Below are 22,382 nucleotides of genomic sequence, written 5' to 3'. Positions count from 1 at the left end.
TGACCTAATCTGGGTTTTGTGAGGGCTGATTTGTTCTAGAATTTTCTCGCAGATTAGCTTCCATAAGGCGCAGGCTCAGTAGGGTTTCGGCAAACATTCTTTGCAAAGCGTAGTACCAGCCCCGCCAACCATCGAAGATGCCTCCTTTGATAATTAGGCAGTAAGCGAAAATAATAAAGGGAGCTAATATCTTTTGCTTACGAACTTTGTCTCCCCAACCCAATTCTGATAGGGGAGTTTCCTGAAGTTTCTTAACTTCGAGTACCATATAGCGATCTTGCGCCCAGAGCCAGCGACTAAGGGATTTGCGGTCATCATGGTAAATCGGATTCGATAAGGACTCAGACTGCCCTTTGACAACTAAAAGCTGTGTATGCCCATCGTCAATATAGTGCGATCGCCCTTTACGGAAGAGGGCTTGACGGGGGGGCAAAATGGTTCCGCGGAGTGGCTTCCCGAAGACGCAATATTTAAATGGGATAAAATAACCATCAATTTCCGGGGCAGGAAACAGAGTTTTTAGTTCATCAATGAGAGCATTGGTAAGGACATAATCGGCGTCTAGGGAAAGTACCCATTCGGATTGAATCTGTTCCAATCCAGAGTTCCATTGCTTAGCATGGGTATCAAATTTTCGCTGGGTGACTTCCACTTGGGGATAACGCTTCAAAATATCGAGGGTAGCGTCTGTGCTGAAGCTGTCAATGACCACAATGCGTCTTGCCCACTGGAGTTGTTGCAGGGTACGTTCTAGATTTGGAGCTTCGTTATAGGTCAGGATCAATGGTGTGATTGACTCAAGCATGGAGATGGGGCAGCGGTTGATGCTGGATAATAGCGTCGTACATCTCGACTAAATTAGCGGCGATTCTATCCCAAGTATAGTTTTGGCCAATAAACTGTCGGGCACGATCGCCCATTTCTTGAATCATTTCAGGTTGATTTAAACAGCTAGAAATGGCAATGGTGATCGCCGCTTCGTCCATCTCTGGAACCATTCCCAGATCTTGTTGTTTAACAACTTCCGACAGGGCAACTCCAGGCGTTACGATACAGGGAAGTCCTGCGGCTAGGGCTTCCAGCACAGCAACACCAAAATTTTCGGAGTAAGACGTAAGAGCAAACAGATTAGCACCTTGCAAGAGGATATCTTTTTTTTCTCCTTCAATGAAACCCAACATCCGAGTACGTTTACCTAAACCTGACTCATTTATTAATTGACGCAAACTCATTTCATAATCCGGATCTCCACTACCTGCAATAACAAAAGTAAACTGTTCATCCACCAATCGCGCTAGAGCTTGGATAAGTACTTCTAAACCTTTCTTGGGATGAAGCCGAGACAAGAATAGAATGATAGGCTCGTCCTCCGGTAAATGAAGCCATTGGCGGAGTTGAAGATGGGCATGGGGAATCCTTGGTGTGACACTCAAGCCGTGGGGAATGACCACTCCCGGCGCTTTTAGACCTAATTCTTGAGCTTCAGCATATTCAGCATCGGAAGTAAAATGAATTGCTTTAGCGTGATTAAGATTCGCTGTTTCGATTAAATCTAAATAAATCTGCTTTTTGCGTTGGCTCTGTTGCAGTGACCATTGGCAAAGTTGCCCCAGGGGGCGAACGATATAGGGCACGCTTTTGAGTCTGGCGATCGCCATCGCCACTGTAGAGGGATAGGAAAAAATGGCGTGCACATGAAGTAAGTCATATTTACTGATATTTTTCCAAAGCCAACGGGTAAAGGGAGCAGAAAAGGTAAATTCCCGAATGGCTGGTATCTCAGAAGAAAATTTTCCAAAAAATCTGACGGGGACGCCTTGATATTCTTGCAATGTTCCTAATGGCACATCTAGCAATGTCCCGCCATTATCGTTGGTTGTGGCAATGTCAACTTCGCACCCTGCATTTTGAAGGCTTTTGGCCATCTCAATTATGGCCTTGCTCGGCCCTCCCCTCACAGCGGCGATTGACGGTATGACATGAAGAACTTTCATAAACTATGGATGGAGAACTTATTCACCGTATTCCTGAAAGAAGATGAGGAAATCGGCTAAGGCTACTTGGATGTTGGGGCTAGGGCGAAGTTGATACCGTGTTGGTCGAAGTAAGAATCGATTTTGGATTTGAGCACGGCTTCGCTTTCCAGCGTTCCACTCAAGGCCAAGGTCACAGGGCTGAATCCCGGAATAAGATGAACTATTTTAAGGGACATGTAGGGGATTGGAACGGGTGTTATTAGACACGGCAAAGTGTTTTAACTGATGGCCAACCTTGTTTAGTCTCGTCTTTCAAAATACAATTAACTGCACAGACTATACCGATAAAGACAAAAAACAAGACTTCGTTAGATCGAATGAGAAATGATGAAACAATCACGAGGGTAAGGGGCATAATCACATCAGGATAAAAGCGAAGATTACGAAGTAATCTGCTAGCAAAAAATAGACAACCGGCAATACCGACAAGACCAGAAGAAAATAATAGCTCAATGAGAATATTGCGAGAAAAAGCGCTTGCCGTTTCTATTGGTATTCCGCTGCCATACATAGAGACAACAATGGGAAGAGCCAGGTTGGAGTAACCACCAAAACCAACACCGGTTAAGACTACTATGGGAAACTTAATAACGTTGATAATGGCTGCTGTGTCTTCTGGGTCTGTACTGCCGGAGTATAAAGACTCAATGGTTCGCTCTTCAAAAAAGCCTGATGCTCTCCTCATGATGGAAACATCAAAAAAGCTATTGACTTTTTCTGGGGCTTGAATCATGACCAAGGAAGCACCAAGAATAAACAACAGGACAAAGATCAAATTAGGAGAAATTCTTCCTGAAACGATCAGTGGGCCAAGGGAAGTTAGGAAAATTACGGTAAAAATAAAGCCGAAACTAAGTAAACCACTGCCCGAAAATGTCAACAGAAGTACAAGAATAGTCAAAGGCCAAGTTATCTGTAGATAAGTTGCAAAAAATCTGGGAATTTTAACGTACTGTTTTGCTCGCAATAATAAAGATGGGGAATAAAATTTAAAGATAAATAAAACATACATCATCCCTGCCAGGCCCTTTGGCTCATGGGCCAAGGATTTGATTCGTAGAAAGTTAATGCCAGCAAAGTCAACCGTTGCGGATTGATAAAAAAGTCCGGTTTCCCGAGTGCGGGTAATGGGAAAAATGTCGATGCCAGTTCCTAAAAAAACGATTGCTTGGACTAAGCCGAGAATTTCAACAATGCAAAGGCTAGCAAGGAGAGCTAAAAGAACGGTATAAAATTTTTGCCAGGTGTTGACGACGCTCGCAAAATATAAAGCAAGGGCAGTATAGGCTAAGTATTTTACTCCTCGTCTGAAGATAAATCCATCACTGATACTACTGTAATAAAGTCCGTTTTCTTGTAGGAACTCAGTCTGAAATGTTGTAACAGCAAATGTATAGACAATGACTATAAAAAGAGGCACAAAGGTTATTAATGCATATCTCAGAAATCTATTTTCAATGGACTTTTTGGTTAGTAAAATGTTACCCAGTCGCAAACAAGCAACAACAATAATAATCCAATCAAATTGAAAAAGATTATTGCCTAAGAAAGTTCTAATCAGAACATCGGTAAAATTATATGGGATAGTAAAGAGAAAAAAACTACAGAGGATAATATCAAAATTCCAAGTTTTCTGAGGAACTTTTGTGACAAACAGTTGTTGTGGATTCATCGATGAATGACTTGGATGGCCTGCAATAAGTCTTTAGCTCTAGCTTCCCAGGTATGGCGTTCTAGGTCATAGACTACTGTTTGGGGTGGCTGTTGAAATAGTTCGAGCACTTTTTGGGCAAAGGTTTCCGGGGTCGGTTCAACGTAAATACCTTGATCGCCAAGGGCTTCTGCTACTTCCCCCACTCGACAGGTGACAATGGGACGACCAGCTTGCATATAGGCAAAGGTTTTGGATGGACAACGCATTTGATTCCCGATGGTATCCCGGATGGGGAACAGCAGTCCATGGGCATGGTGTAAATAGTTTTGATTTTCCTGGACGGGTAAATAACCCAAAAATTTAATCTGGGTCAGTCCCCGTTGCTCTACGTCTGATTTAACGGACTCTAGGCAGGGGCCGCCCCCAATGATGCACAAGTCCGGGGCGTCACCTTGGGATTGGAGGATTGTCCAAGCGTCAATGAGAATATCATGGTCGCCATCGTGGTGCAGATTACCCATGTAAACGGCGGTGGGACGCTCAAAGGGATTGGGTCCAATGTCGATGTTTTCTAGGTAAGTGGCGTAGGGCAGATAAAGGGATGAACGATTAAATTTTTCTTGGAAGTATTGTTGCAGATGCCGAGAGGAAACGGTAATTAGATCAGCCTGTTGCCTGGCAATAACTTCACAAATATAATGAACAATTCTGTGAGGCAAGGTCGGGCGGCGTTGGGACAGTAATTCATCCCAGTCCGAAACCTTAATCACAGACTTTCCCCCGACAATGGAAGCAGTATTATTGGGAGATGGATTGAGAAAGTGAACTACATCAGGTGAGATATGTTTAATTACCTTATGTCGGGCATAAATTTGGTTGAGACGAAACTCGACATTATAGTGTGACTCATTGATCAATATGACTTGGGCATAATCTAAAAACTCGACAAGTTTTTCGTTGTAGAAAGTTCGGTCAAGCAGATAATAAACGTTGATTCCAATCTCTGAGAGGTAATAGCCCAACTGACGTAGCCTCACAAAGCTAGAGTTTTTCTCGACACAACCTGTAACAATAAATAGATATTTCACTTGACGAAGAACTCTTGATAAACTGAATAAGCTTTGGAAAGTATAGGAGCTAGACAAGGAGCATCTATTTTTGTTGCCCAATATTCCTTCAACGCCTTTTTTTCTGCGGATGGATAAGCGGCTTTTGATTTATCACCATTGACATAGATTTTACTTAGCTCACTTATTTTCGCAAAAATAATGTCTTGGTCGTCTGGAGTAGGAGAAATTTCTTGAAATTTAGTATTGAATTTGATATTAATTGCTCTGATAACGGAGGCATAATCGTTAATTAATTCCTTGAAATCTGCAGTAACAAAATGATCTTTATAAAGGGATATTGTAGTGTAATAGTCAATATAGCCATTTAGGATAGATAATAGTGTTGCTTCAGGATTACGCATAATCAAAGAGATTGTGACATCCTTGGGATCTCGAATTAGTATCAAGGTGGGAATTGAATATTGAACAGCACGCTTAACCTGGGCAATTACATGTAAATGGTGGGCTAGCTTAATGGAGGAAGATTGCAAATGTTCAAACGCAAGAACAGCAAAAGTATTTCCTGATCTTGGGAATCCTTCAATAACCAATTGAGTATCTTGTTGGACTGACAGACGACGATTGAGGGACTTTAATCCATACAATGAATAGAAAAGTATGGGGTAATTTCCAATTATGCCTCTTATCTGAGAACGGAATAAATTGAAGTTCATTGTTCAAAAATTTTATTGATTTTTAATAAGTGTATGGTACAAGTCTAAGACTCGCTCTTGATATTTTTCCCAAGTGTAATTCTCTCTCACGTAAGAAGCTCCACAATCACCCATTTTTGATGCTTCAACTTGATTTTGATAGCACCAAAGTATTTTTTCGGCAAATGCATCCTCGTCACGAGCAGGTACTATAAACCCGTCTATGGTATCACGCACGATGGATCCTGAATTTGGAGTAGTGATGATAGGAAGTCCACAGGCCATGGCTTCATACACAACTAAGGCAGAACCTTCAGCTAAGGATGGAAAAACAAAAACATCGCTCGAATGATAAAATTCAACTATCTGAGAAAAAGGAACATGAGGGACATGACAAAAAAGTCCATCAAATTGCGAAAGTAAGGGCTTAATATCACGTTCAATGGCTCCAACTAAAACTAGTTCCGCATTTTGTAAGTTAAGCTTTTTCCAAGTAGATAATAAATACAAAACTCCTTTGCGAAACCCAATGGTTCCTACAAAAATAGCTCTGAATTTACTCGATTTTTTATTTTCTGTTTTAGGTGAAAATTTTTCGATATCGATCCCCATCGGTATCACAAATATTTTGTCCTGTGTAATCTGAGAATTTTTAATAATGGTTTCTTTAACAAAATCTGAATTTACTAGCAAATAATCTGAATTATTGATATCTTCTTCGACTAATTTCCAATAAAGTGGATATAGCCAGGATTTACTAGTGACTGATTCTCCCCATTTAGTTGGCTCATTGTGAATGATTTCATTCAACACCTTTGGGTGTGCAATTGAATGATCAACTAAGCACAACATTTTTTTGTGCTTGGCTTTGTTAATTGCGCTGTGTCCAAAGCCAGAGCGAACATGGAAAATTTCTGATTCTTCCAAAAAAAATGTGGTCAAATAGCCAAAACTTAAAAAAGCTAAATGACGAGCTAAAATACCAGACCCAGGCAACAGGTTATCAAATCTTGAAATTACTGTTCTAATAACCTCAGGAAAAGCTAGTGAAACAATTTGTGATGATTCTATTTCATCGTCTTTTCTTAGGCTTAATTTTTTGATTTTATTAGAAAAAAAATCAATATAAGATAATTTCAAAAGGAGATTTATGTACCAAGTTTGTCTGATGTAGATTCCGGTAATAAAAGATTTCAAGTAACCAGATTTAGAAGCTGCTGCGCCCGCATGGTAAAGATGAAATCTCCCGCTCCCGTTAGAAATTGTAACTTTCATATTATTTAGATTAATATTTTTGGCATATTAAAGAGATTTCGGCAGCCAAAAATTCTGGAAATAAAGATTTGATTTTTGCGAAGCTTCCTACACCTCGAATGTCTATAATTTTTAAACTATAAAGCCCAAGTAATTTTTTTAAAAGAGGAATTGTAAAGTAGTGTAAGTGCCCGCCATCCCATTCTCTCATCTCGAACCATTTTGGTGTAGAAGTTACAGGCATTTGTCCAGACAATAGTGATAGACGATGCTTCAGAGCGGTAATTAGCGGAACATTCAGGAAAAGAATTCCATTTTTTTCAAGAATACGAGATACTTCGTTACAAAAATGAAAAGGATCAAAAACATGTTCCATAACCATCATTGCAACTACTGCATCTACTGATTGATTGGCTAGGGGAAAATTATTGTTAGCATTGGACTCGATAAATGTTGCTTTGTTACTTTCTAAATTTTGGAGGTTCTGACTAATAGCAATATCAATCCCAATTAAATTTTCGGCAAAGTTATGTTCAGACATGTATAAAATGGTTTGGCCAGTATGGCACCCAATTTCAACTAAATTTTTGAATTGCTTGCCGTTTCTTTTGCAATACTCCTCAATAAGGTTATAACGCTGACCAAGTGCAAATCTTTTTCCCCCTTGCAATACAAGTTCTTCTTTCGACAGGCTTACGTCGTCAATTTTTTGACGATAAAATTCGTATTCTGGGGCTTGATATAAGGACATGATAGTTATCTGTAATTTAATGGAGAGAACGTTTCTTAGGAGTATAAATTTTTAAACTTAAAATTGAGTATCCAAAAATACAGAAGATTTCTACTTTTAATAAATACCTGTAGAACTTTGACTTCTAAAAATAAAGCAAAAATTTTTATCCAAGTAATATCAACTGGCTTAGTTGTGTAGGATTTACAACTGGTGCAAAAGTCTATATTATTATCTTCTTTCCGCATTCTATCTATCCAACTTGCTATGTACATATATTTGCAAAGATTCATATAGTCAAATTTTTCAACAAACCAGATTTTAGCTTGATCATAATACATAAATAAACTAGAAGATGATTTGCTATTCATTTTCACCGAAATTGATTGATTGTGTCCTCGAAAGAAGGCTAGTGGAGAAGCTTCATAGGCGACAGTATCACACTCTTGAGCAGTTAGTAAAAATGGCAATATATCAACTCCTGCGCCGTGATTCTCAAAACCAGATAATCCCGGAGACTCTATGGTGGTCAGCAGATTTTTACTTAAATCTTTAGTGCGAAAAATTGCACAACCAGGATGAACATTGATAATTTTTTTTATAAAAAAAGCAACAAATTTAGAACTTCTGATTTTGAGATTAAAAAGCCAAAAACATTCATATCTTTTTACAACATTTAGGGCATTTCCGAGTGCGATGCTAGTGAATACAAAGCCAACATCATCGGAAAACAAATTTAAAGTCTTCTCTAAAAACATTGGGTGAATTAAATCATCTGAGAACAAAATCTTTGCATACTCACCATTAGCTAATTCGACACATCTTTGCCAATTTCTAACCGGGCCAATATTCTCTTCATTTTGATAAACCCTGATTCTGGGGTCAGTCTTAGCTAAATCCAGGCATACTTGATAGGTATTGTCAGTACTTTGATTATCGACAATGATAATTTCAAAGTCTTGATAAGTCTGGTTAAGCGCTGACTGCACAGTTTCAGTGATTAAGTTTTCCCGATTATAGGTTGGAATCAGAATACTGACAGTGGGCTTACTCATTAGCTGGTTGGAGTTGAAACTTTTGGAGAGAGCTTACAAATTTGGTTATGGAGAACAGGATTCAAACTCAACTTGATCGTAAATATCAACGATATTCAGCGGCAGTTTTAGGGACTCGACCATCAGATTTTCTGAATTGGCTTCATATTCCGTGAGTAGCCATTGACCCTGGCTAATCTTGCTAAACTGTTCAATTTTAACGCTATATTGATCAACCAAAATATACTCCTGGAGTTGGGAAATGGAGCGGTAATAGGTAAACTTGGTGCCTCGGTCATAATCTTGGGGTGACGGGGATAGCACTTCGACGATTAGCAGAGGATTTGTAATGCTGGCCTGGCCTTGATGATAAATTGGCTCACCAGCAATTACCATCACATCAGGATAGGTATATTGATTATAACGGGGTATCCAGAGCCGCACATCACTAATAAAAACACGATAATGCTGACCTTTTAGGGCTACTTTTAACGCAGTACATAAATTAGTGACTATTTCATTGTGATTTGTTGTTCCCCCTGCCATAGCAACAATTTCCCCATTTCTGTATTCGTGCTTATCCTCAGCTTTTTCCTCTAGGGCAAGATATTCCTGGGGAGTATAAACTTTTTTTAGCTTACCCTTGGCTTGTTTCGGCTCTGCTGTAGCAATTGTCATAACTAATTCTCCAATTGTGGTATTAAACTGGTTGAGTATAAGTCCGGTTGAGCGCTGACGGTAAAGTTTCAGTAGTTAAATTGTTGACTTTGATGCAAAAAATAAACTCTTGATAAATTGCTTTGTATCTTGGATTAAGGTTGCTAACCAGATAGGTAATAAGCACACTAATCTTGCTTTTACGATTTGAAATTCAGAAAAATGCTTCATGTATTTTTCTATCATACTATTACTTAATCCATATTTTGATCTATATCCCACTAGAAAAAATAATTTTGATCTTTCATTACAGTATTTTTTGATTATTTTATTTTTAATCTCTGTGTATTCATTTGGTAAAATGCTTATAAAAGTTGGAACATCGTGAAGCATTATTTTCAAGAATTCAGTCTTCCATGTTTTTTCAATAATCCTTAGCAATACAACTGGGACACTTAAACAAACAACTGAACATTGTCCATCTTTTTTGTGTTTAAAAATTAAATAGTCCCATATTATTCCACAGAAAGCATGGTAGGTGCCAAGATATTTCTTATACCAATCTGAGGATAAGCAGTCTTTGTTAATGACAAAACACCCTAATGCTTGAGGTGTACGCAGCTCATCCAACACCTTTATTGGATCAGAAAAAAACCGTCCATTTAAACTGTCAGGAAGTAATTTTTTGGTTTTTATTAACTCAGCATTAGTATACCAACCGTCTAAAAATAAAGCATCTAGATCAGGATAATCATCAATAGTCTTAATGATTGTAGCTAAAGAATGATCCGGAAGTACTTCATCATCACCAATAGGTAATATGTATTTTCCTTCTGCCATCTGCATTGCCCGAATAATATTTAGATCCATACCTATATTAGTTTCATTTACATGAAATTTAACGCACCCATAGCACTGGCTAACATCAATCAGGTATTGTGCGGTTCCATCCGTTGAGCCATTATCTGAAACGCATATCTCAACCCCTAATGCTTCTGCTTGGGGCAACAGAATTTCCAACATTTCTTTTAGATATACTAGCCTGTTAAATGTAGGAATACAAATTGATAAAGTCACCAAGTTACTAGACATACCTTAATCCTTAAAAACTCATTAGTATTATGGCTTACTTTAATGATTTTGATTTGATGGTTCACCTAATTTTCTAAGAAAATATCGTGTCTTATAGGGTATCCACCAACCCGATGATAATGCAAAACTTAGCAAACTTGCCAATGCAATACCATGAACACCATATTCCCTACCAAGAACTATTCCCAAAACTAAATTCAAAAAACCATGGCTGACAGTAGCCAACAACAGTTCTTTCTGCTTATTAAGGCTAAATATTACAATGGAGTGAACATCCGTAAATACTCGAATGAGAAAGTAAAAACCAAGAATTGCTAGGAGTAATTTATCCGGCTCTACATCCGAACGACCAGTCCAAAGTTCAATAAGATATGGCCCAGCCATTAAAACGACAGCAATCAGCAGCATCATGCCAATGCTTGACAAAAGATTGACTTTGTTAAATACTCGTCGAGTCCAAACTATATCACCCCGGTGAATTGCCTCACCGAATGCTGGCCAAAGCGGCTTAAGGAACAAAAAATAAATCCCATGAAATGTCAAATATACTGTTGAAGCCAAAGTGTATTTGGTGACCTCAACAGAATTGGAAAACTGCAATATTAAAAAACGATCAGTTTGAAATACTAAAAGTGCTGAAACTTCAATTAAAAAGAAAGAAATACTACTTGACCACACACCCTTAAAAGCGGAGACTGATAAGGTCTTTACGTCAAACTTTAGATAAGGTTTATCCCACTTTATCAAACAAAAATAATTGGCACCATTAACTAACAATGTTGCTAAACCAATAGCCAAAGAAATATCTGCCATATTCGATTGCAGTTGTGTAGCTAATACGACAGCCCCTAACCCCACAATCCCCTGAAGATTGCTCCACAAATTTAATTTATACTGTTCTTGATAAGCATTATAAATGGATCCCAATGGGGTCATGAATATACCAAATAGAACTGTTATTAAAGTGAAAGCAACAGTTTGGGGAACTTGGATTGCAAGTTGTGCATCGTCTATGGGAAATAGCTTATTCCAAGGGGTAAAAGGAAAAGAGCCAAATAAAAATAATGATAAGATTAATAATGCTATCGCCAATCCCAACCATAAACTATTTACATATTTTTGAGCACTTGCTTTGTCATCTTCTGCATCACACTTTATCAGAGCATTAATTAAGCCACTCCCCATGCCAAGCTGACCTAACTGTATCCAGTTAGCAACTGAGGTTATTGTAATAAATAAACCATAGCCTTCAGGATTCAAATAGTTAATGAGAATAGGCACTCGCACAAGACTAATTATAGTAGCAATAACTTTTCCAACAAGCGCGATTCCTACATTTATTTTGAATTTAAGATTTCTCTGCTGTCTAAAAGTGTTACTTTTTTCCTGCATATTAACGCGGTATTAAGGACGCTCAAATTGCCATCAAAATCATAAACGTCTTTGCCAAGACTTCACAATTTGTCCAACCGTCTCTTCCAAACTCACCGTTATATCCCAGCCCGGATAATGCTCCCGCATCTTCCGTAAATCAGAATAGTAACAAATATGGTCGCCAATGCGATTCTCTGCCACATAAGCATATTGCATCGGCTTACCGCTAAACCCCTCCGCCAACTTAAACGCCTCCAAAATCGAACAGGTATTATCCTTACCACCGCCCAGATTATAAACCTCCCCTAGCCGAGGCGCACTAATAAACGCCTCAATAAAGCGCGCCACATCCAACGAATGGATATTATCCCGCACCTGTTTGCCCTGATAGCCAAAAATCTTATACTTCCGCCCTTCCAAATTACACTTCACCAAATAACTCAAAAACCCATGGAGTTCCACCCCTGAATGGTTCGGCCCCGTTAGACAGCCTCCCCGTAAACAACAAGTCGGTAGATTAAAATAACGGCCATACTCCTGCACCATCACATCCGCCGCCACTTTAGACGCCCCAAACAACGAATGCTTCGATTGGTCAATGGTAAACGTCTCCGGAATCCCATGCTCATAAACCGGATCATCATAATCCCAACGGGTTTCTAGCTCCCGTAACAGAATTCGATTGGGAGCATCCCCATAGACCTTATTGGTGGACATGTGGACAAAGGGCGACTCCGGGCAAAATTGGCGGGTTCCCTCCAGCAAATTTAACGTCCCCACCGCATTGGTATCAAAATCATCAAAGGGAATTGCCGCCGCCCGGTCATGGCTCGGCTGGGCCGCTGTGTGGACAATGGCATCGGGCCTTAAAGACTCCAACAAGGATAACACCCCAGGGCGATCCCGAATATCCAACTCATGGTGTATGAATCCCTTCAGGGTTTCCTGTAACCGTTGCTGATTCCAACGGGTATCCCCCTGGGGTCCAAAAAACACCGCCCGCTGATTATTATCCAGTCCGTGCACTTGCCAGCCTTGGGCGGCGAAGTAAACACAGACCTCAGAACCAATCAGGCCAGAAGATCCAGTAACTAATAGTTTTTTCATAGATTTGGAGAATTAGCCTAACCGATTTCCAGGCAGTCTATTTTTAGCATAGATGACCGTTGGGTGCATCAAACACTACAACGCCTTTTTCAGTCAGGGTCAGCCTTCCTACTCTGGCCAAGCATCATCACTGAGAAGCTCTTCAATACTAAAAGGGTTATCTTCGGGAAAAGTTGATTCGGAGATTCCCGTCTCAAAACTGGCTAATTCTACGGCATCGGCATAGGCATCCCGAGCTTCTACCTCCAGAAAACGCCGCAGACTAGGACTATCCTTGAGCAATTTCTTTAAATCCTTGCGTTGCACCCGAATCGTTCCTGACCAGGATGCAGACCTTTGATCCGGCTGATATTGCCATTTCAGCAAATGACCGATTAGTATGCGGAACCGCCGATAGATTTCCCTTCGCTCATTCCCCACTGCCAGTTCTAACTCCTCGGTTAAGTGTTCAACATCCAACGCTCCCAGTTGGCCTGTTTTAAGCAACAGGGTTTGTTGTTCTAGCCAACCAAAATGATCCATATCGTACAAATTTGCGTTCATAGTTTAATCCTCCATTCTTTTAGCCTAACGGTAAATCTCAATGCCTAAAGTTTCCGCCACTGCTCCGGTACATTATCACTCTTGGTGAGCGGACTTGCTCCCCATCGAGGATTGCTATACTTTCGCCACAGGTCTCGCACGATCATCTACCATGGGCGAAATTACGATTTTACGATCAATTGTTTGATTTTGATGTTTGGCATAGAAATCTGCCTTGCGGCGGAAGTTTGCCTCGGAATAAAGTCCCCAGCAAGAACCAAGGGCACTGATCGCCATAAATACTCAGTTAACTTAAAGTGGCGGAAAAGCTTGGGCCCAATAACTCTGCAGGTCTTGCCAAAGCCCCACCAATCGTTGGTTTGTCCCTGGATAGTCCACAGATTCCTCCGATAAATGCACCCAAAGACAGCGGCGATCGCTCAAAAGACGTTGACCCGTCATCCACTGATAAAACGCTTGAGGATTGGTCAACATATAGCGAATTCGATGTTTATCAAATCCGTACAATGCGGCATTAATATTGGCCCCTGATTTTCCAAAAGCCGTTAAACAAGCGACCAAATGGGTTTTATTTTCATCCTGTATCACTAAATGAGGAAGGTTAACATCTGCTTCTTCCAGCATTAGCTCATCGGCTAATTTGCTGAAATCTGAATCCCCTAAGCTTGGAAAAGACGCATCACTATTAAGTACGTAAGTTAACGTCATTTGAGCCGCAACATCACCTTGCTTTAAGTCATAACGCCGTCCGGACATCAGAATGTTTTTGTTTCGTTGTTCTCGTTGTTCTTGTTCAACCTGTTGAGGTAAATCAGCAATTTGTTCTTCGGCTGCCAATTCGAGAAAAAACCCCATTTCCTTTGCTGATAACGGTTGACTGCCAACAACTTGCCAACCAGGCAGAGGAAGATCAGCTGGAAACTGGAAATTAGCCAAACGTTTTGCACCACCATCGGGCAGAAGCATCAAAAAAGATAATATTGCCACGAGCGCCAATAAGAAGCCCTTCACAATCCATTCCGGGTTTGCTAAAGGTGGCAGGGGTTGGCTATTTGATGGTTTTTCAGATTGTTTTGTCGGCATACGACTGATGGCATATAATCCACAGCCCACTAGGCAAATAGTCATAAATAGATTTGAGCCTGGGGAGCCATGCCAATAGTCAAACTTAGGAGTATCGTTAACCACCAAAGCCATAATGGCCAGACGAACAATAGAAAGAGCAAAGGAGAGTAACAAAGCGAGGGAAAACGTAAAGATAATATCTGCTCGCTTCCGGCTCATAGGATAAAAGGCATATAAAATAACCAGTAAATCGATGGAAATAAAGAGCAGGGGAGTTAAGGTACATCCATTGTAAATGTCAATAATGCCGTCATTAACGTAAACTAAACTCCCTTCCGTGGATGGATTAAAGCCTAAATACCAAAGAAAATAAGAAGATACCTTGGCAGAGAAAACAGTTAACCAAGAACTAGAATCCCCCAGCCAGGGGGTACGCCAAAAAGTTGCCCACAAAAAAATAAATACAGACCAAAATCGCCAAAACTGCTTGAGGCCGTAAAAACCAGACGCTAACAGAACGATACTTAAAAAAGTAATGGGAGAAGCAAAAATCCAAAATCCCCCGGCTTCGCCAACTCGTAGTGTTGGTAATTTGAAAATCACCAAGCTGAGTAGCACCACTGCAACAATTTGGGGTACGGTTTGGGCAGGAAACTTAAGTTGATGTCGGCGTTGATAGTAATAATAGAAAGCAGAAGCGAAGAAAATAAGATTAATTAATATTTTTGTATAGTCTACTCCCTGTCGCGACAACGATAAAGCTTGCAATACCACAAAAAGCCCATAAACTAAGGCAATTAAAATTCTCTTATCTAAATAAGTTAAGACCTTCGGTGCTGGCTGGGGCTTTTGCTCCGTTGGGCTAGAAAAAGATAGCTTCATCGGCTTCGACATTTAACTCCTGCTTCCTTAGCTTAACTCGGCATCACTATCATGTAACCAGCAAATCCCCTAATCTAGGCTGAGCCAGCTAAATAGCTCTGCAGGGGATAACGCCAACGTTGATAATGATTCCAAAACGGTCAATTGATCGCCTTCAGACTTCATGGCGGGAAACTGCTGGGGTTGAAAAATTAGTACGGACTCATCCTCTGGATCCACCAGCCAAGCCAACTGGGTGCCTGCTTCCAGGCAAACCATCATTTTTTTGATCACCTTATTAGCCGATTGCTCCGGCGACAAAATTTCAATCAGCCAATCTGGATAGGTATCAACACGATTGGCAATGCGTCCCGTGGCCGTTTTAGGGATACGATCCCAAGTAAAAATACTAATGTCCGGTACATAAGAGCGACCATTAATATTGCATCGGAGTTCTGTAAAGGCATGGGCCAACTTTTGCGGCAATGCAACTTGATTAATCGTTGTACCTAAACGGATTTGTAGAGTGCTATGTTCACCTTGGGGCATGGGTTTTTGCTCAATCCTACCATCAACGTACTCACTGTAGGGTTTGGTTTCCGGCAGAGCCAAAAAATCCTCTAACGTTAATGGGGGTTTGACTGAGGAGATGGCGATCAACGGTTTTGTCTCCTTAGGCTAGTTCTTTCTAGTCCAACTATTCCGTCCATTTTAGCCCAATGGTAAACCAATGGTAAATTAAATTCGCTTCTCGATTGCCGCTTTCTCCTCCCACTGGGGACACAATAAATTTTTATAAATTTTTTGAAACCCACTCCAATTGACGCCTAATTCCCTCCGAAGCGGAAACAGAAGGAATCCACAGCAATTGTTCTTGAGCAAGCTGTATATCAGCCACAAACAATTTTTGATCAGAATGTCTTGGAGGTAACTGCCGATAATTTAACTGGATGTCCAAAATTTCCTCCAATAAATTAAATAATTCCAACAGAGACAAAGTATTTTCTATACCACCGCCAATATTAAAAATTCTGCCAGCACAGTATTTGCCACATTCAAACGCAGAATTATAAAGATTAATTAAATCCTGAGCATATAGTACATCTCGCACCTGTTTGCCATTGCCAGCAATCGTAAACGTTTCTACCTCCTTTCCGCTATCTAGAGCTTGCCTTTGTTTCAATGCCTGCAAACAAAACCATCCAACCCAACCCTGGTCAAAGCTAGAAAATTGTCGCCCACCATAAATGGAAGAATGGCGAAACACAATTGTGTTTAAACCAAAGTTACGATGCCAATCCCGTACATACTGATCCGCAGAACCCTTTGAACAACCATAGGGACTAGAAAAATCTAGGGGTAAATCTTCAGCAAAACCATTAGGATAATCAGGGGTAACGTATCGGGTTGTGGTTTCCTCATAGCGAAGACTATTCAACTCTCCATATACCTTATTGGTACTCGAATAGACAAAGATCGCCTCCGGTGAATAAAGGCGAGTTGCTTCAAGAACATTAAAAGTACCCACCACGTTTGTTAGAAAATCCCGTCGAGGATCGCTCATCGATGTTGTCATTGCTACTTGACCAGCCAAATGGGCAATGGCATCAAAAGGTCCATTTTCTTTAAAGAATTGTTCTAATTTATCATTTTCGGCTATGTCAAAAACTGAGATTACTAATTTTCCTTGACTAGACCCATCTTCCAACCAAGCCTTATTACTTTCCGCTCCCACTCGGAATAGGGCATCGATAATAAAAACTTCATCCCCACGTTTCAGGCGATCGGCAGCAATATTAGAGCCTAAAAAACCGCAACCGCCGGCAATTAAGATTTTCATACAATTATCACTATAGCTAAATTTGTGTTAGTTAAATTCAGTCAATTTTTCCAATTCAATTGTCTTTTGTAAACTCTCTTCTAGAGAAAGGCTGGGAAGATAACCTAATTTTTTTAAGGGATCCAGATCTGCTTGAGAAAGCATAATTTCTCCATCCCGATAAGGAACAGCACCAAAGTTCAACTCAGTACGGGAATTTGTGAGACAGTGTATTAGCATAACTAATTGTCTCACCGTGATGGCATTGCCACTACCTACAGAATAAGCTTGATAATAATCAGGTAAATCCCAAATTGTGGACAATAGCAATTGATAAACAGCCACAACATCATCAACATAAATAAAGTCTCGAAGTTGCTCTCCCTTGGTTAAATTTAATTGAGTAGCATTGCGAAGACAGTTCTTAATCACATAGGTAACGAATTTAGATTCATCGTCTCCTGGTCCAAAAATATGTTCTAGTCCTAGATTCACAAACTTGATTTTCTTACTAGCCGAAAATTGTTTGCCCCAGTCTAAAAAGTGTTTTTTAGACAAAGAGTAGCTGTTTAAATAACCAGAAAGTGAAGTGTCTGTATTAAAAAATATGTCTGTATTGCAAGTAGCTAATTCTAACAGTTGTAGCGGAAATAAGACATTAGACTCCACTATTTGGCTAGTAGTTTCGTTGCGTCTCCCATAACAGGTAGCAGTGTGGACTATGGCATGAATTTTTTGAAAATCATTGAATGGTTCACTTAGCTCACATTGATCAATATTGTAAACTACGCATCGAGCCAGAACATCATCAATCCTAGATGTAGAAGAAAAACTGCGTTTCAGAATAATAACCCGATAACCTTGATCAAGAAAAGCCTTAACCAAATGACTCCCCAAAAAACCTGTTGCCCCCGTTACCAAAACTGTTAAGCTCATTAACTTTTGTCCCGATTAATCGTCCACTCAAAATCTACCGTCGTATCATAAATAAACATGGTATCCAGAACTTGTTCAATCCCATAGGCACAATCATCAGGAAAAATTTTGATGCTCAATCCTGTTTCCGCTGCCGCCTCCCGCCGAGCATTACGATAAGCCTTAACCAGTAAAGCCGGGACAAATCGCCGTAATCCAGGATTTTCATTCAATAAATCTTGTAAATCATCTCTCTGGTTAGCAATGGTCGTGAACCAGCTAATCAAACGTTTACTCAGCTGATACTGCCATTTCAGCAAATGGGTTAATAAAACCACCAATCGACTCTTAATTTCATTTTTTTCACTAATGACCAACTCCTGGGCCAGGTGGTCCTAGTCTAAAAGCTCAACCCGACGGTGAGCTAAAGCCTGGGCCTGTTTCTCAGCCCAAGTGTAAAAATCTTGGTCATATACGAATTGATTAGATGCCATTATATAAGATTGCCTAAAACTTAACTCTTTGGTATAAATCTTGCATTGAAATCTGAAAATTAACCGATGTTAAAGTTAACTGATTTTCTAGACTTTCAACAGGACTAAATAACCACTGTCCGTCATCCCGCTTACTAAACTGCTCCACATAATAAGCCGACTGGGAAATCAGAATATATTCCTGCAAGCTAGGGAGAAGACGGTAAAAGCCAAATTTTTTGGTGCGGTCGTAGGTGGCAGTGGAATCCGACAACACCTCAATAATCACTTTGGGATTAGTTACCACCACCGGGCTATCCCCTTGGTAAATCGGTTCACCTTCAATAATTAAAACATCGGGATAGGTATAAACCCGACAAGCTTCAATCCAGACTTTTACATCATTGATGTAAGTATAGTAGTCTTGACTATCAATGCTTAGGGGAAATGCCCTATAGAAATTTCCTGCAATCTGGTTGTGGATAGTGGTGCCACCGGTCATCGGAATAATTTCCCCATCAATATACTCATTCCTAAACTCCGCTGTTTCCTCCAGGGCCAGGTATTCTTCGGGGGTATAAGTGGTTTTCGTTTGCTTTAGTTGGGCAACCATAGTTACTCCTAAGGGCGGCGACAAAAATTATGTATGGCCGTTACGCCATAATCTAGCATTTCCTCCGTGAGTCCTGGATACAAACCAATCCAAAAACTGCGTTCCATGACAAAATCTGTATTTTTAAGATCCCCGACCACACGGTAATTTAAGCCTTTGTAAGCCGGTTGCCGCACTAGATTACCGCCAAATAACAAACGGGTGCCAATGCGTTTTTCTTCCAAATGCTGAACTAATTCATTGCGGGTAAAAAGGGCATTGTCCTGAACTGAAAGTAAAAAGCCAAACCAACTGGGGTCAGAATCAGCGGTGGCGGTGGGCAACAGCAATACATCTTGCAAGTCCTGAAGCCGGGCAGAAAGATAATCAAAGTTTTGCCGACGCTGGGCAATAAAATCCGGTAACTTATCCAACTGGGCACAACCCACAGCCGCCTGCATATCGGTCATTTTTAAGTTAAAGCCCACATGGGAATAGGTATATTTGTGGTCATAGCCAAAGGGTAAATCGCCTAACTGCCAGCCATAACGTTTAGCACAGGTGTTATCCACCCCCGGCGGACACCAACAATCTCGTCCCCAATCCCGGAAAGATTCAACGATCTTCTTCAGACGACTATCATTAGTCAAGACCGCCCCCCCTTCTCCCATGGTCATGTGGTGGGCGGGATAGAAACTGACGGTGGCTAAATGGCCAAATGTCCCCGTCTTCTGTCCTTGGTACTCACTGCCCACTGCGTCACAATTATCCTCAATCACCCAGAGGTTATGCTTTTCGGCAAAGGCCATGACGGCTGACAGGTTAAAGGGATTACCTAGGGTGTGGGCAATCATAATGGCCTTGGTTCGCTCACTCAGGGCCGCTTCTAACTGGGAGACGTCAATGTCGTATCCGGGCAACGTCACATCTAAGAACACAGGAACCAATTGATTCTGGAGAATAGGATTCACAGTGGTGGGAAACCCGGCCGCCACGGTAATCACCTCATCCCCCGGCTTCAACTGGCGATCGCCAAGTTTGGGGGAAGTCAAAGCGGAGAGGGCCACTAAGTTAGCAGAAGAACCAGAGTTAACCAGGAGACAATGCTTCACCCCCAGCCAGTCAGCAAATCGTTGCTCAAACTCCGCCGCATAACGTCCGGTGGTCAACCAAAAATCTAGGGAAGAATCCACCAGCTTAATTAACTCTTGGTCATCAAAGACTTTGCCTGATACAGGGATATAGGTTTGACCAGGAATAAAGGGCCTTGTTTGGAATTTGTATTGATAATATTCCAGGACGCTAGTAAATATTTTTTCCCGTAGGGCTTGTTCGGGATTGTGGGTCTGGGTTAAGGGGCGATCGCCGGTTTGGGTCATGACTGCTGATAATGATGAATTTGTTGGAGGGTTAGCTGTTGGAGAGCATCGGGATCATGGCCCACGGATTGGGCTTGCCGATACCAAGCAACGGTTTCTTGAATAGTACGCTCAAAATTCCATTTGGGTTGCCAGCCTAGCCGGTGAAACGCCTTATCCGCCACTAGATTAAGCAAGTTGGCTTCATGAACTGCTCGGGGATTAGATTGATCTAACCAACTACCGGGCCAATGGCTCAAAATAGTTTCCACTAGTTCCCGCACCGGGCGATTAGAATCTAAACCAGGACCAAAGTTAAACGCAGAACAAAGATTCGATAATTGCTCCGACGGGGCTTCGTAAATGCGCTGGGCCAGCAGTAAATAACCGCTTAACGGTTCCAACACATGTTGCCAGGGCCGAGTCGCATGGGGATTACGCACGGGAATCGGCTCCCCCCGTTCTAGTGCTCTGATCGCATCCGGCACAATACGGTCTTCTGCCCAATCTCCCCCTCCAATTACATTCCCCGCCCGCACACTGGCAATGCGGACCTGGCCATTGCCCTGAAAAAAACTTCTGCGCCACGAGGCGATCGCTAATTCTGCCCCGGCCTTACTGGAACTGTAGGGGTCATAACCACCCAGGGGATCATTTTCCCGATAGCCATAGAGCCATTCTCGGTTTTCGTAACACTTGTCGGTGGTAATAAAAATTGCCACACAGGGGCGATCAATGAGGCGGAGGGCTTCCAACACATTAATCGTCCCCATCACATTGGTTTCCCAGGTTTCCACTGGTTCTTTATAAGACAGTCGAACCAACGGTTGAGCCGCTAGGTGAAAAACTGCATCGGGCTGAGCTTGCTGAACTTGTTGTGTAACCAATGCCCGGTCTCGAATATCCCCAATCTGATGATTAAGACGGCGATCGAGCTGGAGTTGATTAAATAAGGCTGGTTCCGTATTTGGGGATAAACTTAGCCCCGTCACCCTGGCTCCCAATTCAGTTAACCAAGTGGCTAACCAAGACCCTTTGAAACCCGTATGTCCTGTGAGCAATACTGATTTGCCACTCCAAAATAAGTGATTGATCATCGCCATACTGTCCAGGGGGCACTGTCACTCTGGTAAAGTTCATTGAGCAATTCTAGTTCCCGATAGGTGTCCATACATTGCCAAAAGCCATCATGTTGATAAACAGCCAATTCGCCTTTTTCTGCCAATCGATGTAATGGCTCTGCTTCAAAAACTGTCTCGTCACCGGCGATTAAATCCAGCACTTGACGATGGAGAATGAAATAGCCGCCATTGATCCACCCTTCGCTTGTTTGGGGTTTTTCCTTGAACGTGCCGACCAACTGCTCTTTGATCACCATTTCTCCAAAGCGGGAGGGGGGGCGGACAGCGGTTACGGTGGCTAATTTACCATGGCTTTGATGATACTCCCACAGTTTTTGAATATCAACGTTGGCAACGCCATCACCATAGGTGGCCATGAACCAGTCAGCACCGATTTTATCTAGATAGGTAGCTAAACGCTTCAATCTCCCCCCAGTTAGCGTTTCTTGGCCGGTGTTGACCAACCAAATCCGCCAGTCTTCCTCTCCATGGCCATTGTTTAGTCTAGTGATGCTCTTGTTACCTAACTCCAGCAAAACATCGCTGTGGTTCCAATCGTAGTTAATAAAATAATCCCGAATCTGCTCTCCTTTGTAGCCCAAGCAAAGCATAAAGTCGGTAAACCCATAATGGGCATAGGTCTTCATAATGTGCCAAATCATTGGGCGATCGCCAACGGTGACCATCGGTTTAGGGCGGAACTCTGTTTCTTCTTTCAGACGGGTACCTTTACCGCCACAGAGAATGGCAACGGGAATTTTAGTATGCATAATTTTATGAGATTGACTAATTAAGTTGATTAAAATTTATTCATGGAGCAATTATTGACTACTCTAAGAGCGTGTTTGAAAAGTAGGGTGAAGAATGGAAAATGGTGAAAATTTTATTCTTTTCACCATAATTAATGATAATCCGAGAATTTTACAGCACGGACA

22 protein-coding genes and 1 pseudogene are annotated in these 22,382 nt (G+C 41.3%); all 23 read right to left on the bottom strand.

The window, feature by feature from the left end:
• Window positions 1-4: 4 nt before the first annotated feature.
• Window positions 5-805, bottom strand: a complete 801-nt coding sequence (locus tag BWK47_RS01875) for a glycosyltransferase family 2 protein (protein ID WP_162327357.1) — start codon at window positions 803-805, stop codon at window positions 5-7.
• Window positions 798-1,994, bottom strand: a complete 1,197-nt coding sequence (locus tag BWK47_RS01870; RefSeq protein ID WP_162327356.1) for a glycosyltransferase — start codon at window positions 1,992-1,994, stop codon at window positions 798-800. The genes BWK47_RS01875 and BWK47_RS01870 overlap by 8 nt, the downstream gene beginning before the upstream one ends.
• A gap of 241 nt (window positions 1,995-2,235) precedes the next feature.
• Window positions 2,236-3,708: a hypothetical protein gene (locus tag BWK47_RS01865; protein WP_162327355.1), complete on the bottom strand. Its 1,473-nt coding sequence runs from the start codon at window positions 3,706-3,708 to the stop codon at window positions 2,236-2,238.
• Complete coding sequence (locus BWK47_RS01860) at window positions 3,705-4,460, bottom strand: glycosyltransferase (protein ID WP_162327354.1); 756 nt, start codon at window positions 4,458-4,460, stop codon at window positions 3,705-3,707. Before BWK47_RS01860 ends, BWK47_RS01865 begins: the two co-directional genes overlap by 4 nt.
• 314 nt (window positions 4,461-4,774) lie before the next feature.
• Entirely contained in the window at window positions 4,775-5,473 is a 699-nt protein-coding gene (locus BWK47_RS01855) for a hypothetical protein (RefSeq protein WP_162327353.1), read from the bottom strand.
• Between the two features lie 12 nt (window positions 5,474-5,485).
• Complete coding sequence (locus BWK47_RS01850) at window positions 5,486-6,727, bottom strand: glycosyltransferase family 4 protein (protein ID WP_162327352.1); 1,242 nt, start codon at window positions 6,725-6,727, stop codon at window positions 5,486-5,488.
• A 10-nt stretch (window positions 6,728-6,737) separates the two neighbouring features.
• Complete coding sequence (locus BWK47_RS01845) at window positions 6,738-7,457, bottom strand: class I SAM-dependent methyltransferase (RefSeq protein WP_162327351.1); 720 nt, start codon at window positions 7,455-7,457, stop codon at window positions 6,738-6,740.
• A gap of 35 nt (window positions 7,458-7,492) precedes the next feature.
• Window positions 7,493-8,491: a glycosyltransferase family 2 protein gene (locus BWK47_RS01840; RefSeq protein WP_162327350.1), complete on the bottom strand. Its 999-nt coding sequence runs from the start codon at window positions 8,489-8,491 to the stop codon at window positions 7,493-7,495.
• Between the two features lie 45 nt (window positions 8,492-8,536).
• Window positions 8,537-9,148 (bottom strand): Uma2 family endonuclease, encoded by a 612-nt coding sequence (locus tag BWK47_RS01835; protein WP_162327349.1) that lies wholly within the window; start codon window positions 9,146-9,148, stop codon window positions 8,537-8,539.
• A gap of 75 nt (window positions 9,149-9,223) precedes the next feature.
• On the bottom strand, window positions 9,224-10,219 hold the full coding sequence (locus BWK47_RS01830; protein ID WP_162327348.1) for a glycosyltransferase family 2 protein: 996 nt from the start codon (window positions 10,217-10,219) through the stop codon (window positions 9,224-9,226).
• A 39-nt stretch (window positions 10,220-10,258) separates the two neighbouring features.
• On the bottom strand, window positions 10,259-11,611 hold the full coding sequence (locus BWK47_RS01825; RefSeq protein WP_162327347.1) for a lipopolysaccharide biosynthesis protein: 1,353 nt from the start codon (window positions 11,609-11,611) through the stop codon (window positions 10,259-10,261).
• A 39-nt stretch (window positions 11,612-11,650) separates the two neighbouring features.
• Window positions 11,651-12,700: an NAD-dependent epimerase/dehydratase family protein gene (locus tag BWK47_RS01820; protein ID WP_162327346.1), complete on the bottom strand. Its 1,050-nt coding sequence runs from the start codon at window positions 12,698-12,700 to the stop codon at window positions 11,651-11,653.
• Window positions 12,701-12,808: 108 nt separating this feature from the next.
• Window positions 12,809-13,243, bottom strand: coding sequence for a DUF29 domain-containing protein (locus tag BWK47_RS01815; RefSeq protein ID WP_162327345.1), 435 nt, complete (start codon window positions 13,241-13,243; stop codon window positions 12,809-12,811).
• A 114-nt stretch (window positions 13,244-13,357) separates the two neighbouring features.
• Window positions 13,358-13,519: a hypothetical protein gene (locus BWK47_RS01810; RefSeq protein WP_162327344.1), complete on the bottom strand. Its 162-nt coding sequence runs from the start codon at window positions 13,517-13,519 to the stop codon at window positions 13,358-13,360.
• 15 nt (window positions 13,520-13,534) lie between these two features.
• Complete coding sequence (locus BWK47_RS01805; protein ID WP_162327343.1) at window positions 13,535-15,082, bottom strand: archaeosortase/exosortase family protein; 1,548 nt, start codon at window positions 15,080-15,082, stop codon at window positions 13,535-13,537.
• A gap of 177 nt (window positions 15,083-15,259) precedes the next feature.
• On the bottom strand, window positions 15,260-15,829 hold the full coding sequence (locus BWK47_RS01800) for a Uma2 family endonuclease (RefSeq protein ID WP_162327342.1): 570 nt from the start codon (window positions 15,827-15,829) through the stop codon (window positions 15,260-15,262).
• Between the two features lie 133 nt (window positions 15,830-15,962).
• Window positions 15,963-17,009, bottom strand: coding sequence for a GDP-mannose 4,6-dehydratase (locus BWK47_RS01795; RefSeq protein WP_162327341.1), 1,047 nt, complete (start codon window positions 17,007-17,009; stop codon window positions 15,963-15,965).
• Between the two features lie 27 nt (window positions 17,010-17,036).
• Entirely contained in the window at window positions 17,037-17,924 is an 888-nt protein-coding gene (locus BWK47_RS01790) for an NAD-dependent epimerase/dehydratase family protein (RefSeq protein WP_162327340.1), read from the bottom strand.
• Window positions 17,924-18,397, bottom strand: a pseudogene (locus BWK47_RS01785) (DUF29 domain-containing protein). Before BWK47_RS01785 ends, BWK47_RS01790 begins: the two are co-directional and overlap by 1 nt.
• Before the next feature lie 13 nt (window positions 18,398-18,410).
• Complete coding sequence (locus tag BWK47_RS01780; protein WP_162327339.1) at window positions 18,411-18,989, bottom strand: Uma2 family endonuclease; 579 nt, start codon at window positions 18,987-18,989, stop codon at window positions 18,411-18,413.
• Between the two features lie 8 nt (window positions 18,990-18,997).
• Window positions 18,998-20,347 (bottom strand): lipopolysaccharide biosynthesis protein RfbH, encoded by a 1,350-nt coding sequence (gene rfbH, locus BWK47_RS01775; protein WP_162327338.1) that lies wholly within the window; start codon window positions 20,345-20,347, stop codon window positions 18,998-19,000.
• Window positions 20,344-21,429: a CDP-glucose 4,6-dehydratase gene (gene rfbG / locus BWK47_RS01770; RefSeq protein ID WP_204250450.1), complete on the bottom strand. Its 1,086-nt coding sequence runs from the start codon at window positions 21,427-21,429 to the stop codon at window positions 20,344-20,346. The genes rfbH and rfbG overlap by 4 nt, the downstream gene beginning before the upstream one ends.
• A complete protein-coding gene (gene rfbF, locus BWK47_RS01765) occupies window positions 21,420-22,217 on the bottom strand; it encodes a glucose-1-phosphate cytidylyltransferase (RefSeq protein ID WP_162327337.1) in 798 nt (265 codons plus the stop codon). The genes rfbG and rfbF overlap by 10 nt, the downstream gene beginning before the upstream one ends.
• Window positions 22,218-22,382 lie beyond the last annotated feature (165 nt).

Origin of the sequence: Synechocystis sp. CACIAM 05 (assembly GCF_010222815.1) — a bacterium.
Lineage (GTDB): Bacteria > Cyanobacteriota > Cyanobacteriia > Cyanobacteriales > Microcystaceae > Synechocystis.
The sequence above is the reverse complement of the archived record's forward strand: the minus strand, read 5'-3'. Positions and strand labels throughout refer to the sequence as shown.

What these genes read in the sequence shown, in the direction of transcription:
- BWK47_RS01875 (WP_162327357.1), bottom strand. Translation starts at nt 805, where the DNA reads ATGCTTGAGTCAATCACACCATTGATCCTGACCTATAACGAAGCTCCA.
- BWK47_RS01870 (WP_162327356.1), bottom strand. Translation starts at nt 1,994, where the DNA reads ATGAAAGTTCTTCATGTCATACCGTCAATCGCCGCTGTGAGGGGAGGG.
- BWK47_RS01865 (WP_162327355.1), bottom strand. Translation starts at nt 3,708, where the DNA reads ATGAATCCACAACAACTGTTTGTCACAAAAGTTCCTCAGAAAACTTGG.
- BWK47_RS01855 (WP_162327353.1), bottom strand. Translation starts at nt 5,473, where the DNA reads ATGAACTTCAATTTATTCCGTTCTCAGATAAGAGGCATAATTGGAAAT.
- BWK47_RS01850 (WP_162327352.1), bottom strand. Translation starts at nt 6,727, where the DNA reads ATGAAAGTTACAATTTCTAACGGGAGCGGGAGATTTCATCTTTACCAT.
- BWK47_RS01845 (WP_162327351.1), bottom strand. Translation starts at nt 7,457, where the DNA reads ATGTCCTTATATCAAGCCCCAGAATACGAATTTTATCGTCAAAAAATT.
- BWK47_RS01840 (WP_162327350.1), bottom strand. Translation starts at nt 8,491, where the DNA reads ATGAGTAAGCCCACTGTCAGTATTCTGATTCCAACCTATAATCGGGAA.
- BWK47_RS01835 (WP_162327349.1), bottom strand. Translation starts at nt 9,148, where the DNA reads ATGACAATTGCTACAGCAGAGCCGAAACAAGCCAAGGGTAAGCTAAAA.
- BWK47_RS01830 (WP_162327348.1), bottom strand. Translation starts at nt 10,219, where the DNA reads ATGTCTAGTAACTTGGTGACTTTATCAATTTGTATTCCTACATTTAAC.
- BWK47_RS01825 (WP_162327347.1), bottom strand. Translation starts at nt 11,611, where the DNA reads ATGCAGGAAAAAAGTAACACTTTTAGACAGCAGAGAAATCTTAAATTC.
- BWK47_RS01820 (WP_162327346.1), bottom strand. Translation starts at nt 12,700, where the DNA reads ATGAAAAAACTATTAGTTACTGGATCTTCTGGCCTGATTGGTTCTGAG.
- BWK47_RS01815 (WP_162327345.1), bottom strand. Translation starts at nt 13,243, where the DNA reads ATGAACGCAAATTTGTACGATATGGATCATTTTGGTTGGCTAGAACAA.
- BWK47_RS01810 (WP_162327344.1), bottom strand. Translation starts at nt 13,519, where the DNA reads ATGGCGATCAGTGCCCTTGGTTCTTGCTGGGGACTTTATTCCGAGGCA.
- BWK47_RS01795 (WP_162327341.1), bottom strand. Translation starts at nt 17,009, where the DNA reads ATGAAAATCTTAATTGCCGGCGGTTGCGGTTTTTTAGGCTCTAATATT.
- BWK47_RS01790 (WP_162327340.1), bottom strand. Translation starts at nt 17,924, where the DNA reads ATGAGCTTAACAGTTTTGGTAACGGGGGCAACAGGTTTTTTGGGGAGT.
- BWK47_RS01780 (WP_162327339.1), bottom strand. Translation starts at nt 18,989, where the DNA reads ATGGTTGCCCAACTAAAGCAAACGAAAACCACTTATACCCCCGAAGAA.
- rfbH (WP_162327338.1), bottom strand. Translation starts at nt 20,347, where the DNA reads ATGACCCAAACCGGCGATCGCCCCTTAACCCAGACCCACAATCCCGAA.
- rfbG (WP_204250450.1), bottom strand. Translation starts at nt 21,429, where the DNA reads ATGGCGATGATCAATCACTTATTTTGGAGTGGCAAATCAGTATTGCTC.
- rfbF (WP_162327337.1), bottom strand. Translation starts at nt 22,217, where the DNA reads ATGCATACTAAAATTCCCGTTGCCATTCTCTGTGGCGGTAAAGGTACC.